Here is a 15,342-nt window from a genome sequence, read left to right as displayed (position 1 = left end):
TGTTCACGGATTACTGAGATAATCCCCTCCTTAATTTTGGGGCCAGGTCGTTAGGCGGGGTTTTATTTCAAATTTTAGAGTTCGTTTGTACTAAAAAGATATGGCTGAGAAACGTAATATATTTCTAGTAGGCCCGATGGGGGCTGGTAAAAGCACGATTGGTCGTCACATTGCAGATCAATTACACCTTGAATTTTTCGATTCGGATCAGGAAATTGAGCGCCGCACAGGTGCCGATATTTCTTGGGTGTTCGATATCGAGGGCGAAGAGGGGTTCCGCAAGCGTGAAGAAAGCGTCATCTCTGACCTAACAGAAATGCAAGGCATTGTGTTAGCGACAGGTGGTGGCTCTGTGATCAGCAAAGAAGTGCGCAACAAGTTGTCTGCGCGCGGTATTGTTGTCTACCTAGAAACGCCGATCGAAAAACAGGTAGCTCGTACTCAGCGTGATAAGCGTCGTCCATTACTACAAACCAGTGAAGACTCACGTGACGTACTAGAGCGCTTAGCTGATGAGCGTGAACCACTATATAGAGAAGTGGCAGATCACGTTGTTCGCACGGATGAGCAAAGCGCTAAAGTAGTTGCAAACCAAATTATTGAAAAATTAGATTTCTAATATAACAACACCGTAGGAGGGACGCCATGCTTGAATTAAAGGTTGATTTAAACGAGCGGAGCTATCCCATCTTCATCGGTGAACATCTCTTATCAGATGAAGGACGACTTAAGCAGTACGTTGGGCAAAGTCGTCCTGTTATCATCACCAACACCACCATTGCACCTCTATATTTAGATAGTCTGTTAGCAATATTTGATGCTCAAAAACCGCTACATTTTGTTATTCCTGATGGTGAACAATACAAATCGCTAGAATGGTTTGAAAAGATCTCTGCCTTTTTGCTCGAGCATAATTGTGGTCGTGATACGTGTTTGATTGCCCTCGGTGGCGGTGTGGTTGGCGATTTGACTGGTTTTGTTGCGGCATGCTACCAGCGTGGTGTTCCGTTTATTCAAATCCCTACGACTTTGCTGTCACAAGTAGATTCATCGGTTGGTGGTAAAACAGCGGTAAATCATCCGCTAGGTAAAAACATGATTGGTGCTTTCTATCAGCCAAAAGCGGTTTTTATCGACACCAAGACCTTAAGTACATTGCCTGCAAGAGAGTTTGCTGCGGGTATGGCTGAAGTCATTAAATATGCGTTGATCTATGACGCATCTTTTCTTGATACATTAACGGATCAGCATCCTCAGCTCAGCGCACTAGATGCTGAAAGCCTTCAACAAGTTATTTATAAGTGTTGTGCGATAAAAGCCGAGATCGTCGCCAAAGACGAAACCGAAGCGGGATTGCGTGCATTACTTAATCTGGGTCACACCTTTGGCCATGCGATTGAAGCGCAAATGGGCTATGGTAATTGGTTGCATGGTGAAGCCGTTGCTGCCGGTATGATGATAGCTGCAAATTTGGCTTGTCAGCGCGGCGCGCTTAGTACTACTGATGTTGAAAAGATCCGTCGTGTTATTGCGCTTTATCAATTACCGACAGAAGCGCCAAGCGAGATGACCGCAGCGCAGTTTTTACAACATATGCGCAAAGACAAAAAGAACAAACAAGGCAAAATTCGCTTTATTCTTCCTACGCAACTAGGCCAATGTGCGCTAGTGGATGATGTTAGCGATGAAACCGTGGTAACTCTAATAGGTCGTTAAATGCAGTCGCAAATTTTACCAAGCAGAGCTGCATTGGTAGATAGAATTGCTATGCAATTCGACTATGGCCAAAACCTGATAACCTTAGTTGGCTCTTCAGGTCTTGGTAAAAGCTACCTTGCGGAATCGTTTCTTACTGATAAATACCCAGACTTTAACAAAGCGTTTGTAAAGCTGACTGCCAATACTCAAGAGTTTGATGTGGTACGGCAGCTGCTTGAGCATAGCTTTCGCAGTCCTCTCATTGATCAGAAGTTATCTCTAAGTGAAAACTTCATGTTGCTCCATGATGAACAAGCTTGTGGGCCATGTTTATGGGTGTTAGACAACGTCAGGCATTTAACCCAAGAGCTTGCGGAACAACTACAAAAGCTCGCAAAATCTTCTCGCGAAACAATTTACATACTCGCTACGGCGCAGCAGCCTCAGCTGATCCCTGAAAGTCTGGATATTCATATCGAGCCTTTATCCGTGCTCGAGAGTAAGCGCTTGATGAGCATGTTTTACAAAGACTTACCGCCTGACGAAGATCCTATTTTTAATACGTTTGTTGCTGAAGCTCGAGGTAATCCGAGTGTTTTACTTTCTTGGCAGCCACAGCAGCAGAGTCTAAATTTACGCGAACAAAGCTCCAAAGTAGGTAGCAAATCACAATGGCAATGGTATGTCATTGCGCTTTGTTTGGTATTAACAGCGTTGATGGTTGCTTTAGTGTATAAGCAAGAATTAAAACGATACTGGACACCGACTCAAGGTGATGAAGAAACAGTAGCCACCGCTATTGATGCGCAAGAGGTATTTGAGGCGCCAAATACCAAAGTTGAAATTGAAAACGATGTGCAACCAGAGTTGCCAACCGAAGCGCCAACGCAAGTCGAAACTGCGCCTGTTGGCAGTATTTTATCTGCACTAACCGAAACAAAAGAAGATACGACAAACAACAATAACGCACTATCAGAGCAAGCGGTTACACCTGAAAAAGCCGATGTTGATAGTACTCCTGCCACTTTATCGCCAGTAACAGAGCTTCAGCACGCGGAGCCTGAACTATTGACGGGAAACCCTTGGTATCTCAGTCGCTCAGATGGTGAATGGGTGATCCAGTTACTTGCAGTGACAGAAAGTGAGATTGCAGCTGGGTTTATGGCGGAGCATAACGAGGTAGTGACACAGCAGTTTACTGTTTTAAGAAATGGCCGAACTTGGTTTGTAGTTACTACTGATGCTTACCAGAGTTTGGCATCAGCGAAGCAAGCAAAGGCAGTATTGCCAGAAGCGCTACAAAAAGGTCAGCCATTTTTTAAGAGAATGAGTAAAATTAAACAAGAAATTACTCAGTCTCTCGGTAATTAGCCACATTTAGTGTAAAATCGCGCAACCACTCACGACATAGAACGAGCATGCAACAAAAGACTAGAGCCTTCTTAAAATGGGCAGGCGGAAAATACAGCTTAGTAGAAGATATTTCTAAGCGCCTACAAGCAGCAAGTAATGAAGCCGACACGCTAGTAGAACCTTTTGTTGGAGCGGGATCTGTTTTCCTTAACACTCAGTTTAAGCATTATGTCTTAAATGACATTAACGCTGATCTTATCAACCTGTATAAAGAGTTGAAGCGTATTCCTGATGAATTTATCAGTGACGCTAAAAGGCTATTCGTCGAGCTGAATAACCATCCAGATGCGTATTACGCGTATCGACAACAGTTTAACGAAAGCATTGATGTGTATGAGCGTGCGATTCTATTTCTATATATGAACCGCCATGGCTACAATGGTTTATGTCGTTATAACCTCAAGGGGATCTTTAACGTCCCTTTTGGTAAATACAAAAAGCCTTACTTTCCAGAGCGCGAGTTATATGTGTTTGCTGAAAAGGCTCAACAGGCTACTTTCACCTGTCAAAGTTACAGCCAAGTATTTGAAACCATGCCAAAGAATGCGGTAGTGTATTGCGATCCTCCGTATGTACCTTTGAGCAAAACTGCGTCATTTACTAGCTATGCAAAAGGTGGGTTTAACTTAGACGATCAAGCACAGCTGGCGAATCTTGCGGAAACTGCGGCTTTTGAAAAGCAAACGCCAGTGTTAATCTCCAATCACGATACGGTGTGGACACGAAAGATTTACAATCAAGCGAAGCTAGATGTGATAAAGGTGAAACGTACAATTAGCCCAAAGGGTAATGGGCGGAATAAAGTTGACGAGCTAATGGCGCTATATCACCGTTCGTAATTTGCCGCGGCATAAAGGACTAAGCCAAAACTACACCATTTACAAACCAAATTAAGCCAATGACAAAAGCGGCGACAAAAACGATGCCCGCAAAAGCAAACGGCCAAAAATGCTTTTTGTTAAAGTCATATGCTTGTTTTTGACCGCTCTGCACACCAAACATTGCCGCACAGACACTTTGAATTAATGCGAATTTACTATTGGAAGAAGCCATAGTGTTTACCTCTTACCAGTTGATTGGCTCAACTGGTATTAGTAAGGAGATGAAACTTTACTACTGCTTTGATTGTCTTTAGAGCCAAGTAATAACTCAAGCAAATCCAAATAATGGAATTGGCCACTCGAACTACCGCCAGTCAACCACGCTGCCCAACTGGTGTGCGCTTCTTGCTGACATTCCACTGCATTTATTCGACTGCTTAAATTGCCAGTGCTACAAGTGCATGCGGAGTAATTTGCGGCAAGACTTTCATCATTGTCGAAAGAAAATACCCCTGCCGACACGGCTAATACCGTCCCAAGCAGAGCAATCCGTGCTTTATATCTAGAAACCATAACCCTATCCCCAGAAGTTAGATATCACATAATGATACACAATGTTCGTTTATTGCACAATCATAAAGCGCCTTAAATCGCAGACATTTTGGGCAATTTACGGTACAGTATCGCGGTCTTACGTTTAGGGGAAAAGTATGTCTGATTTTTTAATTGCACCATCCATTCTATCCGCAGATTTTGCGAGGTTAGGCGAAGATGTTGAAAAGGTACTGACAGCAGGTGCCGACGTGGTTCATTTCGATGTAATGGATAATCACTATGTGCCAAATTTAACTTTTGGTCCAATGATTTGTGACGCATTAAGAAATTACGGAATTACAGCTCCTATCGACGTACACTTGATGATAAAGCCTGTAGATAGTCTAATTCCCGAGTTTGCTAAAGCCGGAGCGAGCATTATTACATTTCACCCAGAGGCCAGCGAGCATATAGACAGAAGCCTTGCGCTGATTAAAGAGTCAGGTTGTAAAGCTGGCTTGGTATTTAATCCGGGCACACCGCTGCATTATCTTGATCATGTGATGGATAAAATTGATCAAATCCTCTTGATGTCAGTAAATCCGGGCTTTGGTGGCCAAAGTTTTATCCCACATACACTTGAGAAATTAAAAGAAGCGAGAGCACGCATTGACGCTTCCGGTCGCGATATTCGTCTTGAAGTGGATGGGGGAATTAAGGTGGACAACATTGCTGAGGTTGCAGCGGCAGGTGCAGACATGTTTGTTGCGGGTTCCGCTATCTTTAATCAACCCGATTACAAAGCGGTAATAGACGCCATGCGTCAAGAATTAGCAAAGGTAAAATAATGCGTTTTGAGGGTATTTTATTTGACCTTGATGGCACGTTAGTTGATAGCGTCGAGGATATGTACATGGCGCTCAATTTAACGCTGTCTGAGCTTGCTCACCCAATTGTTAGTCATGCTCTGGTGCGTGAATGGGTAGGTAACGGCATCGATATGTTAGTAAAAAGAGGCCTAAGCGGTAGCCATGAAGTTAGCGAAGACTTATCCGAAAGTTTAGCGCACACCGCCATTGAGCGTTTTAAAGTGCATTATGACGAATTAGTTGGTCAGTATGCGGGTTTGTATCCGCATGTTGAGACAGGGCTATTTGCATTTGCCACAGTGCCAAAAGCCGTCGTGACAAATAAAAATCGTGCATTTACGCTAAAACTGCTGGATAAATTAAATCTCACATCGCATTTTGATTGTATCGTCTGTGGTGATGACACTGACAAAAAGCCGTCACCAGCTCCGCTATTGCTGGCTGCCGAGCGTCTTGGTATATCAGCGGATAAGCTTATTATGGTTGGGGACTCTAAAAGCGATATTTTGGCCGCTCAGGGCGCTAAGATACCTGTGATTGCGCTAAATTATGGGTATAATCAGGGATTCGATTTGAAAGAGTTCAATCCACAGTACCTTTGTGATGGATTCTTAGATATTATTCCCATTATCAATCAACGTTAATTCAATGAAGAAATAAAGGAACGACATGAGTAAACCTGTAGTATTAAGTGGTATTCAGCCAACCGGTGGTATGACAATAGGCAATTACGTAGGTGCCATTAACCAGTGGCTTAAACTACAAAACGATCATGATTGTTACTTTATGTTGGTTGACTTGCATGCCATTACGGTTCGCCAAGAGCCACAGCAACTACGCGATCGCGTATTAGACGGCGTAGCACTATATACTGCTTGCGGCATCGATCCAGATAAATCGTCACTATTTGTACAATCACAGGTTCCTGAGCATGCACAGCTAGGTTGGGTGCTGAACTGTTATGCACAGATGGGTGAGTTAAACCGCATGACGCAGTTTAAAGATAAGTCAGCAAAGCACGCCAATAACGTAAACGTTGGCTTATTCGCCTATCCAGTATTGCAAGCTGCGGATATTTTATTGTATCAAGCGGATCAAGTACCGGTTGGTGAAGACCAAAAGCAACACCTTGAGTTGACCCGCGATATCGCAACGCGCTTTAACAACTTGTACGGCGATGTCTTTAAGATCCCAGAACCTTATATTCCAGAGTTTGGCGCTCGTGTTATGAGCTTGCAAGACCCGAGCAAGAAGATGTCAAAATCAGACGAAAACCCAAATGGTTTTGTGATGCTGTTGGACGAACCTAAGAAGATAGAGAAAAAGCTGAAAAAAGCGGTAACGGATTCAGATGAGCAAGCACGCATTTACTTTGATCGTGTTGAAAAGCCAGGAGTATCCAACTTACTGACTCTACTAAGTGTTGCAACTAAACGCTCAATTGAAGAGTTAGTGCCAGAGTACGAAGACAAAATGTACGGTCATTTAAAGAAAGACACTGCCGATGCGGTCGTGAATATGCTGGAGCCTATTCAAGCGCGTTTTAAAGAAATCCGTGAAGATCAAACTCTGCTGAACGAAATCATGAAAAAAGGCGCGGAAAAAGCAAGTATTCGTGCCGAAAAAACACTGAAAGCTGTGTATGACGCCGTCGGTTTTATTCCTCGCGGTTAATAAAACACAATGAAAAGACACCATAAATGGTGTCTTTTTGTATTACAAGGGTCTGCAGACCTTTGGTTTAAAGCAGATACTAGATATAAGAAAATCCTCCTGTTGAGTTCGTGATAAAATAGATTTATAACGAACATCTTTACCCCAGTGGCAAATAGGCCGCTTGGTTCTTTTAGTGGTACCTACATGCTGTTGATGATTGATAACTATGATTCCTTTACCTACAACTTAGTGCAGTATTTTCAGCGCTTAGATGTGGATGTGCTGGTAAAGCGAAATGATGAAATCAGCACCTCACAAATCAAGCAGCTTAATCCCAAATATGTTGTGCTATCTCCTGGCCCTTGCAGTCCTGATGAAGCGGGGATCTCGCTTGAAGTCGTAAAACGTCTACAGGGACAAATCCCTATTCTCGGCATTTGCCTTGGTCATCAAACTATTGCACAAGCTTTAGGTGGCAAAGTCATTCGCGCAAAACAAGTGATGCATGGGAAAACGTCTCAAGTGCACCATAACAATATAGGCGTATTTCAAGGCCTGCCATCACCATACGAAGTATGCCGCTACCACTCTTTGGTTGTTGAGCAAAGTAGCTTACCAAAGTCTCTAGCCGTAACGGCTTGGACACAGACACAAGAGGGTGAGCGTGATGAAATTATGGGACTTTTGGCATCCGATAGAGCACTTGAAGGTGTGCAATTTCACCCAGAAGCTATCCTCACTGAACACGGCTTAGCATTACTTGATAACTTTATAAAACGCTTCTAAAGTTTAAACAAAACCAACAGGATTTCGCCTAGGTGTTATACATCCATATTCGCTGCGTTTTTGTTGGTTAGACTAGTTTTTGATACGTAACTTTTTGATTCTATTGTGCGCAATATCAAATCATAATATTGCTTTTACTGGTATAATGTTAATCAGTAAGACGATTCTGTTGAGTGCTTAACTCAGTGTTTTTCCTTTAGATAAGTAGCATGCATGACGCAAGAAAATAAGCAAATTAGAATGGCACAAGCGCTATCCGAGCGTGCCCATGACCTTCTTATCAGCCTCAACTTTGCGCAAAAGCAAATAGGCTATATCCATACATTTGATATTAGCTATGGGGAGAATATCGCACAGCGCACTATGCTAGAGGTGGAAATTGCAGCGGCTGCAAAACGCCAAGAAAGCAGCACAAGCCATCACAAATATATTGCCAAAGCGAGTAAGCATCTACATTCAGTTATCGAAGAAGCTATCACAAAGCAACTGCATGACCTTGATAATATCTATCATGAAGTCATTGGCATTCAAGACTCCGTTCCTGCAATTTTAGACATTCTTGCCGTGCGCTCAGCTTCAGTTGGGCGTTTAGAACCTTTGGTTAATGACTTAAGTTGGTTGGGTCGTGAGCTGGTTTCGCTAGTCAACTTGCCACAGTATCGCAAAAAAAACAGTAAAGGCACGTCCATTAAGGTCGACACGCCGGCATTAGCATTAAGGTATTTAGGCCTTGAGAACTTGCAAATGGTGATCCCGACAATGGCGGTAAGACACTGGATGCCGCATGCTACAGAACCATTTGGCTTAATGAAGCGTAAATTACGCGAGCTGAGCATGAGCACGGCCATTGCGGCAAAAGAGCTGGCACCATTTTTTGGGGTAAAAGAACAGCATGCGTTTACTTTAGGCATGTTACTAGAACTTGGGAAAGTGGCCTTGATCCGTCTTTATTTACGCACCTTCGAAAAGGTGTGGCAAGCCAAGGTGCAAATAGCACGAGACAAAAAGCAAAAAGACCTACACACCGCATTAATGGAGTTATCTCCTGATCCGTTATTTTTACGTAACTTGTTGATAGAACATTCAGCAGAGATTTCACGTAAGCTAATTGAAAAAATGGAGTTACGTTATTTGCCCTTTAATGCCGTCATGGAAGAGTATGCGCAAACTTATCTACCAAATGCGCATAAAAACATTGCCGACCCATTACCACTGACACAAGTGATGCAAAAAGCCTATGGCTACGCACAACTGCTTGTTTTAAAAGATAGCCAGTTAATTGAAGACGACGAAGCCGAGATTTTGCTCAATCATTTAGAACTTACCGAGGAAATGCGTCAGCAATTGGCAAAATGTGCGTTCCATAACCTGCAGTTGACGATTTTGTAAAAAAAATTGAAATTTTTTTTGCGACTATTCATTCAAAACCTAATCTTAAATGATCTGTGCAAGGCTGCACGGCGCTTGCTTTGCCCTAAATATCTGCCCTAGATAGTTATTCACTTGAGTTGAGAATATATGTTAAACCCTTGAATACTAAGGGCTGAGAACGTGGTATAAGTGAGACAAATGGCGCTTTTTCTGGAATAATGAGCGTATGAATTTTGTGCCATCAAGGGGCGGGTCAAAATACATAGCACCGAATTGGTGTGAATAAATATCCTATCAAGTGGCGGCAACGCGCCGACCTCCAAAAGGAAATGACTCCTTGTTTGCACTTTCACTCACCAAATATGAGGAAATAAAATGACTATCAATCGTGAATTGTTTGACGACGTAATGGTACCTAACTACGCACCTTCAGCGGTAATTCCAGTGAAAGGTGAAGGTTCTCGAGTATGGGATCAGGAAGGTCGTGAGTACATCGACTTTGCTGGTGGTATCGCAGTTAACTGTCTAGGTCATTGTCACCCAGCTTTGGTGGGCGCGCTTAAAGAGCAAGGCGAGAAAATTTGGCATCTATCTAACGTGATGACCAATGAGCCTGCACTACGTTTAGCGAAAAAGCTAACCGATGCCACGTTCGCAGAAAAAGTCTACTTTGCAAACTCAGGTGCAGAAGCGAACGAAGCGGCGCTTAAACTAGCACGCCGTTGGGCACTAGATAAGTTTGGTGCTGAAAAGTCGCAAATCATCTCTTTCAACAAAGGTTTCCACGGCCGTACTTTCTTCACTGTGACCGTAGGTGGTCAAGCTGCATACTCTGATGGCTTTGGTCCAAAGCCGGGCGACATTGTTCACACAGACTATAACGATTTAGCGGCATTTGAAGCGCTTATTTCAGACAACACTTGTGCCGTGATGATGGAGCCGCTACAAGGCGAAGGTGGTATCATTTCACCAACGGCTGAGTTTGTAAAAGGTGTTCGCGAGCTGTGTGACAAGCACAACGCGCTACTTATTTTTGATGAAGTGCAAACAGGTGTTGGCCGTACTGGTGATTTGTATGCATACCAAGGTTTAAACGTAACCCCTGATATTTTAACAACGGCTAAAGCACTTGGCGGTGGTTTCCCTATCGGCGCGATGATCACAACAACTGAGATTGCTGCGCACCTAAAAGTGGGTACTCACGGTTCTACATACGGCGGTAACCCGCTGGCGTGTGCGGTTGCAGAAGCGGCATTTGACACAGTAAACACAACAGCAGTACTTGATGGCGTAAAAGCAAAAGAGCAGCTGTTCCGTGAACTACTAAACGACATCAACGAAAAGTACAACGTATTTACCGAAGTACGTGGTAAAGGTCTACTGCTTGGTGGGGTAGTCACTGAAAAGTACGAAGGCAAAGCAAAAGAATTCTTGGTTGAAGGTATCAAGCAAGGTGTGATGTCACTTGTTGCAGGTGCAAACGTAGTACGTTTCACTCCATCTCTTGTTATTCCAGAAGCTGACATCCGCGAAGGGATGGCACGTTTTGAAAAAGCCGTTGCTGCGGTAGTTGCTAACAACGCTTAATACTGGTTGCAAGGTCACCTTTTGGTGGCCTTGTTGTTATCCACATTTTTGAGGAGTAAGCGGGCTCATGATGATCCTTCGCCCAATCCAAGAAAGCGATTATCCAGCGCTTTTAAACATTGCTCACGAATCAGGCCACGGTTTTACCTCTTTGCCTGTTAACGAAGAGCTATTACAGAAGAAGATTGCACGCTCTGTTGCTTCATTTGGCAAGCAAGCAGACAAGCCTTTTGATGAAGGCTATTTATTTGTATTAGAAGATACTGAAACAGGCGAGGTGGTTGGTACCAGCGGTATCGAAGCAGCGGTTGGTTTAGATGATGCGTTTTATCATTATCACCTAAGCAAAGTGATCCACTCTTCACGCACACTCGATGTTTATAAAGCAGTGGATATTTTAACGCTATGTAATGACTACACTGGCGCGACGGAATTATGCACCCTGTTTTTGAAAGATGGCTATCGCAAAGGCGCAAACGGCAAACTGCTATCTCGCTCTCGCTTTATGTTTATTAACCAACATCGTGCTCGTTTTGCTGAAACCGTTATCGCGGAAATGCGTGGTGTTTCTAACGAGCAAGGCGAAAGCCCGTTCTGGCAATGGCTTGAAGAGCATTTCTTCTCGATGGATTTCCCGACAGCGGATTATCTAACGGGTATCGGCCAAAAGGTCTTTATTGCTGAATTAATGCCAAAGTACCCAATCTACGTAAACCTGCTTAGTAAAGAAGCACAAGCGGTGATTGGTGAAGTTCACGACAATACGCGTCCTGCTATTGAGCTACTAAAAAGCGAAGGTTTCACATTTAATGGTTATGTTGATATCTTCGACGCGGGTCCAACGGTAGAAGCAAAAGTGGGGAATATCCGCACGGTTCGCAATAGTGAAACTCGTACTGTGAAAATAGGCGAAAGCAACGGTGGATTCCCTGTTATGGTCGCAAATGGTAAACTTGTTGATTATCGCGCGACAGTAATTGAGTTAGCCCTGACTGATGGCAATGAAGTTACGCTTGCTCCACATGTTGCCGCGGGGCTAAAAGTTGAAGAAGGCGATCAAGTAAGCCTAGTAAAGATTTAAGATTGGGAACAGATTATGACAACACATGCAGCACAACTAATAAATGGTGAGTGGATTGCAGGACAAGGCGCAAGCTTTAGCTCTGTAAACCCAGCAAACAACGACGTTATTTGGAGCGCAAACGCAGCTACTGCTGAGCAAGTTGACGGCGCGGTAAAAGCGGCTCGTGAAGCTTTCTATTCATGGAGCGACATGAGCTTTGAAGCGCGTCTAGAAATTGTTAAGCGTTTCGCTGAAGTATTAAAAGAAAATAGCGAAGAGCTGGCTATTGCAATTGCTAAAGAAACGGGTAAGCCACTTTGGGAAACTCGTACAGAAGCGGGTGCTATGGTAGGTAAAATCGCGATTTCTGAGAAAGCCTATCAAGAGCGTACAGGTGTTGTTGAAAATCCAATGCCAGTTGGCCGTGCCGTGATCCGTCACAAGGCACATGGTGTAGTTGCTGTATTTGGCCCATATAACTTCCCTGGTCACTTACCTAATGGTCACATCGTACCTGCGCTACTTGCTGGTAACACGGTTATCTTTAAGCCATCTGAACTAACGCCATATGTTGCTGAGCTAACGCTTAAATACTGGCAACAAGCGGGTCTTCCTGCTGGCGTGATTAACCTAGTTCAGGGTGAAGTTGAAACAGGTAAAGCACTTGCGTCACACGCGGGTATTGACGGCTTATTCTTTACTGGCTCTTCTCGTACGGGTCACTTGCTACATGAGCAATATGCAGGTCAACCGGGTAAGATCCTAGCGCTTGAAATGGGCGGTAATAACCCACTCATCGTAAAAGATGTAGCGGATACCAAAGCGGCAGTACACGACATTATTCAATCTGCGTTTATCTCAAGTGGTCAACGTTGTACTTGTGCTCGTAAACTATTCCTTCCTGCAGGTGAACAAGGTGACACAATCCTTGAGCAACTGATCAAAGCAACTAAAGCGATTAAAGTGGGTAACTTTGACGATGCTGATCAACCGTTCATGGGCTCAATGATCTCAAATGCAGCAGCCGCTGGCATGGTAAAAGCACAGCAACAGCTTGTTGAGCTCGGTGGTGAGTCGCTTATCGAGCTGACGCACACAGAAGGCACAGGCTTTGTGACGCCAGGTATCATCGAATGTACTAACATTGCAGACTTCCCTGATGAAGAGCACTTTGGTCCGCTGTTAAAAATATTCCGTTACACAGACTTTGACGCTGCTATTGAAAAAGCGAACGAGACAAGCTTTGGCTTATCAGCAGGTCTGCTTGGCGACAACGAAGCTGATTACGACCGTTTCTTACGTCGTATTCGTGCAGGTATCGTAAACTGGAACCGCCCAATCACTGGTGCTTCAAGTGCAGCTCCGTTTGGTGGTATCGGTGCATCAGGTAACCACCGTGCAAGTGCATACTACGCGGCAGATTACTGTGCATACCCAGTGGCTTCTGTGGAACTAGAAAAGGTAACTTTACCTTCTAGCTTGAGCCCAGGTTTATCTTTGGATTAAAATGCCAATATTGAGGTTTACTCAATAAAAATTGATTAGAAAAGCAGCTTCGGCTGCTTTTTTGTGTCTAGTTGACTACAAAAGTAGCAATCGAAAAAACTTTCTGCTTAAATCAATAGGAGATGTCTTTGATAGGTTCGGGTGAGCAAAGTATGGTTTTAGATAAACAAGGGTACGATGATTTAGTCATGTATTTGACGCAAAACTTAGCCTTGTTTGAGAAGTCTGGGACGGTTGAACCAGGGGCTCCAACAGTCATGGAATTAATCGAAGATGTGATCGCTGAAAACGTTATCCGTATATGCGAGCAGCACACTGAGTTATCTACAGAGCAGCGCAGCATGATCGTGCGTGAGGTAGATGGCATTGTGTACGACTTACAAGAAGTGCTATCAAGTGTTGTTGATAGACGTGTCACCGTAGAACAAAAAGAGTTTATCGAAGAATTCGCAGGTTTGGTCAAAAACCTGTTTGATTCTGCTGTATAGCTTGGCACAATCACTATCGACAGTGTAGAAAACACACTTAGAGGCAATTCTAGGTTTAAGATACACCGCCATTTGGCGGTGTTATGCTTTATAGAGGATAACTATGTTAGCTAGCGTAAAATGGGTTGAAGGAGATACCTTTATCGGTCGCTCTGCGTCGGGACATAATGTGGTATTTGATGCCGGTTCTGATAGTGCCGCGCCAAGTCCAATGGAGATGGTATTAATGTCAGCGGGATGTTGTTCGTCAGTCGATGTAGTCAGCATTCTACAAAAGGCGCGTCAGGATGTGACTGACGTGGAAGTAAAATTAACCGCAGAGCGCGCAGAAAGCGCACCTCGGGTTTTTACCAAGATCAATTTACACTTTGTGGTGAAAGGGCGTAATGTCTCTGAAAAACACCTAGAAAGAGCCGTAAGTTTATCCGCTGAAAAGTATTGTTCAGTGGCATTAATGCTTGAAAAAGCAGTAGAAATTACGCATAGCCATGAAGTGGTTGAAATTGACGAAAAATAACGCTTTTTCATAGCGCTATTTTCGTATAAAATCCGCGAACTTTTGTTTCTGCAGCGCAGATTTTTTGTATTAAGGTGGGTCTATCGTGAACAAGCCCTTTGATAAAATTAAACTCCATGGCTTTAACAACTTAACTAAGAGTTTAAGCTTTAGCATTTACGATATTTGCTACGCCAAGACCGAGCAGCAACGTAAAGAATATCTAGAATATATCGATGAGCAGTACAGTGCCGATCGTTTGACGGATATTCTAAAAGACGTAACGGATATTATCGGTGCAAACGTACTGAATATCGCGCGTCAAGATTATGAACCACAAGGGGCGAGTGTGACGATCTTAGTATCAGAAGAGCCTGTTGAACAGCAGACTTTTGATAGTAATGAAGCACCAGGACCATTGCCTGATTCAGTGGTTGCACATTTGGATAAGAGTCACATCTGTGTTCATACTTATCCTGAAGCGCACCCACATGATGGCATTTGTACTTTTAGAGCAGATATCGAAGTTTCAACGTGTGGCATTATTTCGCCACTTAAAGCGCTTAACTTCTTAATTCACTCTTTAGAGTCAGATGTGGTGACGATCGACTATCGTGTTCGTGGATTTACTCGTGACGTTAATGGTGTAAAACACTATATCGACCACGCAATTCACTCGATCCAGAATTACATGACGGAAGATACTAAAGACGCATACCACATGGTAGACGTAAACGTGTATCAAGAGAACCTATTCCACACTAAGATGATGCTTAAGGAAACAGACCTAAATGCATATCTATTTGGAATTAGTACTGATGATTTAGACGCAGATGAAGAGGAAGAAATTCGTCTTAAGCTGAATCGTGAAATTCAGGAAGTGTTCTACGGTCGCAATTTACCAGAAACTGAATAATCAGCGGTAAATTGAGGAATTAAAAAAGGCGCGCAAGCGCCTTTTTTAATGTCTGAGACTTGTAAGATATTCAGCCTACATTTAATTTAAATGTGGACAATATTTGCTCGCTATCAATAGCGGCTAAAGCATCTAATC

Annotated in this window: 17 protein-coding genes; 15 read left to right on the top strand and 2 right to left on the bottom strand. The window is 43.5% G+C overall.

Features of this window, described 5'->3' with window-relative positions; all coding sequences use genetic code 11:
* Positions 1-100: 100 nt before the first annotated feature.
* The 4 genes from aroK to QSH61_RS16965 are packed head-to-tail and all read left to right on the top strand — an operon-like array spanning position 101 to position 3,950.
* Entirely contained in the window at positions 101-619 is a 519-nt protein-coding gene (gene aroK / locus QSH61_RS16980) for a shikimate kinase AroK (RefSeq protein WP_010607062.1), read from the top strand.
* 26 nt (positions 620-645) lie between these two features.
* Positions 646-1,716, top strand: coding sequence for a 3-dehydroquinate synthase (aroB, locus tag QSH61_RS16975; protein WP_010607063.1), 1,071 nt, complete (start codon positions 646-648; stop codon positions 1,714-1,716).
* Complete coding sequence (locus QSH61_RS16970; protein WP_174170536.1) at positions 1,717-3,069, top strand: SPOR domain-containing protein; 1,353 nt, start codon at positions 1,717-1,719, stop codon at positions 3,067-3,069.
* A gap of 47 nt (positions 3,070-3,116) precedes the next feature.
* Positions 3,117-3,950, top strand: coding sequence for a Dam family site-specific DNA-(adenine-N6)-methyltransferase (locus QSH61_RS16965; protein ID WP_010607065.1), 834 nt, complete (start codon positions 3,117-3,119; stop codon positions 3,948-3,950).
* A 19-nt stretch (positions 3,951-3,969) separates the two neighbouring features.
* On the opposite strand, the gene QSH61_RS16960 is transcribed toward QSH61_RS16965, so the two are convergent.
* The gene (locus tag QSH61_RS16960) at positions 3,970-4,164 is read right to left on the bottom strand and encodes a DUF2970 domain-containing protein (RefSeq protein WP_010607066.1); all 195 of its coding nucleotides are present in this window, start codon (positions 4,162-4,164) and stop codon (positions 3,970-3,972) included.
* A gap of 38 nt (positions 4,165-4,202) precedes the next feature.
* Positions 4,203-4,505: a hypothetical protein gene (locus QSH61_RS16955; RefSeq protein WP_010368894.1), complete on the bottom strand. Its 303-nt coding sequence runs from the start codon at positions 4,503-4,505 to the stop codon at positions 4,203-4,205.
* Between the two features lie 137 nt (positions 4,506-4,642).
* Here QSH61_RS16955 and rpe point away from each other — a divergent pair, with 137 nt between their 5' ends.
* From rpe to speD, 11 genes are all read left to right on the top strand, one after another.
* A complete protein-coding gene (rpe, locus tag QSH61_RS16950; protein WP_010368892.1) occupies positions 4,643-5,314 on the top strand; it encodes a ribulose-phosphate 3-epimerase in 672 nt (223 codons plus the stop codon).
* Positions 5,314-5,979: an HAD-IA family hydrolase gene (locus QSH61_RS16945; protein WP_102057628.1), complete on the top strand. Its 666-nt coding sequence runs from the start codon at positions 5,314-5,316 to the stop codon at positions 5,977-5,979. Before rpe ends, QSH61_RS16945 begins: the two co-directional genes overlap by 1 nt.
* 25 nt (positions 5,980-6,004) lie before the next feature.
* Complete coding sequence (gene trpS, locus QSH61_RS16940; protein WP_039494036.1) at positions 6,005-7,009, top strand: tryptophan--tRNA ligase; 1,005 nt, start codon at positions 6,005-6,007, stop codon at positions 7,007-7,009.
* A 186-nt stretch (positions 7,010-7,195) separates the two neighbouring features.
* Entirely contained in the window at positions 7,196-7,777 is a 582-nt protein-coding gene (locus tag QSH61_RS16935; RefSeq protein WP_010607069.1) for an anthranilate synthase component II, read from the top strand.
* A gap of 213 nt (positions 7,778-7,990) precedes the next feature.
* Positions 7,991-9,166, top strand: coding sequence for an HDOD domain-containing protein (locus tag QSH61_RS16930; RefSeq protein WP_010607070.1), 1,176 nt, complete (start codon positions 7,991-7,993; stop codon positions 9,164-9,166).
* A 357-nt stretch (positions 9,167-9,523) separates the two neighbouring features.
* Positions 9,524-10,735 carry an aspartate aminotransferase family protein gene (locus tag QSH61_RS16925; RefSeq protein WP_206472683.1) on the top strand — a complete coding sequence of 404 codons (1,212 nt, stop codon included), beginning with the start codon at positions 9,524-9,526 and terminating at the stop codon, positions 10,733-10,735.
* Positions 10,736-10,802: 67 nt separating this feature from the next.
* Positions 10,803-11,816: an arginine N-succinyltransferase gene (gene astA, locus QSH61_RS16920; RefSeq protein WP_206472685.1), complete on the top strand. Its 1,014-nt coding sequence runs from the start codon at positions 10,803-10,805 to the stop codon at positions 11,814-11,816.
* 15 nt (positions 11,817-11,831) lie between these two features.
* Entirely contained in the window at positions 11,832-13,304 is a 1,473-nt protein-coding gene (astD, locus tag QSH61_RS16915) for a succinylglutamate-semialdehyde dehydrogenase (protein ID WP_010368876.1), read from the top strand.
* Positions 13,305-13,456: 152 nt separating this feature from the next.
* Complete coding sequence (locus QSH61_RS16910) at positions 13,457-13,792, top strand: DUF3802 family protein (protein WP_029215895.1); 336 nt, start codon at positions 13,457-13,459, stop codon at positions 13,790-13,792.
* Positions 13,793-13,895: 103 nt separating this feature from the next.
* A complete protein-coding gene (locus QSH61_RS16905) occupies positions 13,896-14,309 on the top strand; it encodes an OsmC family protein (protein WP_010607074.1) in 414 nt (137 codons plus the stop codon).
* 85 nt (positions 14,310-14,394) lie between these two features.
* Positions 14,395-15,204 carry an adenosylmethionine decarboxylase gene (gene speD, locus QSH61_RS16900; protein ID WP_095726638.1) on the top strand — a complete coding sequence of 270 codons (810 nt, stop codon included), beginning with the start codon at positions 14,395-14,397 and terminating at the stop codon, positions 15,202-15,204.
* The last annotated feature ends 138 nt before the right edge of the window (positions 15,205-15,342 follow it).

The organism is Pseudoalteromonas sp. JC3 (assembly GCF_030291895.1).
In the GTDB taxonomy this organism is placed as follows: domain Bacteria; phylum Pseudomonadota; class Gammaproteobacteria; order Enterobacterales; family Alteromonadaceae; genus Pseudoalteromonas.
The sequence above is the reverse complement of the archived record's forward strand: the minus strand, read 5'-3'. Positions and strand labels throughout refer to the sequence as shown.

Coding starts and splice junctions, on each gene's coding strand:
- aroK (WP_010607062.1), top strand. CDS start 101: ATGGCTGAGAAACGTAATATATTTCTAGTAGGCCCGATGGGGGCTGGT.
- aroB (WP_010607063.1), top strand. CDS start 646: ATGCTTGAATTAAAGGTTGATTTAAACGAGCGGAGCTATCCCATCTTC.
- QSH61_RS16970 (WP_174170536.1), top strand. CDS start 1,717: ATGCAGTCGCAAATTTTACCAAGCAGAGCTGCATTGGTAGATAGAATT.
- QSH61_RS16965 (WP_010607065.1), top strand. CDS start 3,117: ATGCAACAAAAGACTAGAGCCTTCTTAAAATGGGCAGGCGGAAAATAC.
- QSH61_RS16960 (WP_010607066.1), bottom strand. CDS start 4,164: ATGGCTTCTTCCAATAGTAAATTCGCATTAATTCAAAGTGTCTGTGCG.
- QSH61_RS16955 (WP_010368894.1), bottom strand. CDS start 4,505: ATGGTTTCTAGATATAAAGCACGGATTGCTCTGCTTGGGACGGTATTA.
- rpe (WP_010368892.1), top strand. CDS start 4,643: ATGTCTGATTTTTTAATTGCACCATCCATTCTATCCGCAGATTTTGCG.
- QSH61_RS16945 (WP_102057628.1), top strand. CDS start 5,314: ATGCGTTTTGAGGGTATTTTATTTGACCTTGATGGCACGTTAGTTGAT.
- trpS (WP_039494036.1), top strand. CDS start 6,005: ATGAGTAAACCTGTAGTATTAAGTGGTATTCAGCCAACCGGTGGTATG.
- QSH61_RS16935 (WP_010607069.1), top strand. CDS start 7,196: ATGCTGTTGATGATTGATAACTATGATTCCTTTACCTACAACTTAGTG.
- QSH61_RS16930 (WP_010607070.1), top strand. CDS start 7,991: ATGACGCAAGAAAATAAGCAAATTAGAATGGCACAAGCGCTATCCGAG.
- QSH61_RS16925 (WP_206472683.1), top strand. CDS start 9,524: ATGACTATCAATCGTGAATTGTTTGACGACGTAATGGTACCTAACTAC.
- astA (WP_206472685.1), top strand. CDS start 10,803: ATGATGATCCTTCGCCCAATCCAAGAAAGCGATTATCCAGCGCTTTTA.
- astD (WP_010368876.1), top strand. CDS start 11,832: ATGACAACACATGCAGCACAACTAATAAATGGTGAGTGGATTGCAGGA.
- QSH61_RS16910 (WP_029215895.1), top strand. CDS start 13,457: ATGGTTTTAGATAAACAAGGGTACGATGATTTAGTCATGTATTTGACG.
- QSH61_RS16905 (WP_010607074.1), top strand. CDS start 13,896: ATGTTAGCTAGCGTAAAATGGGTTGAAGGAGATACCTTTATCGGTCGC.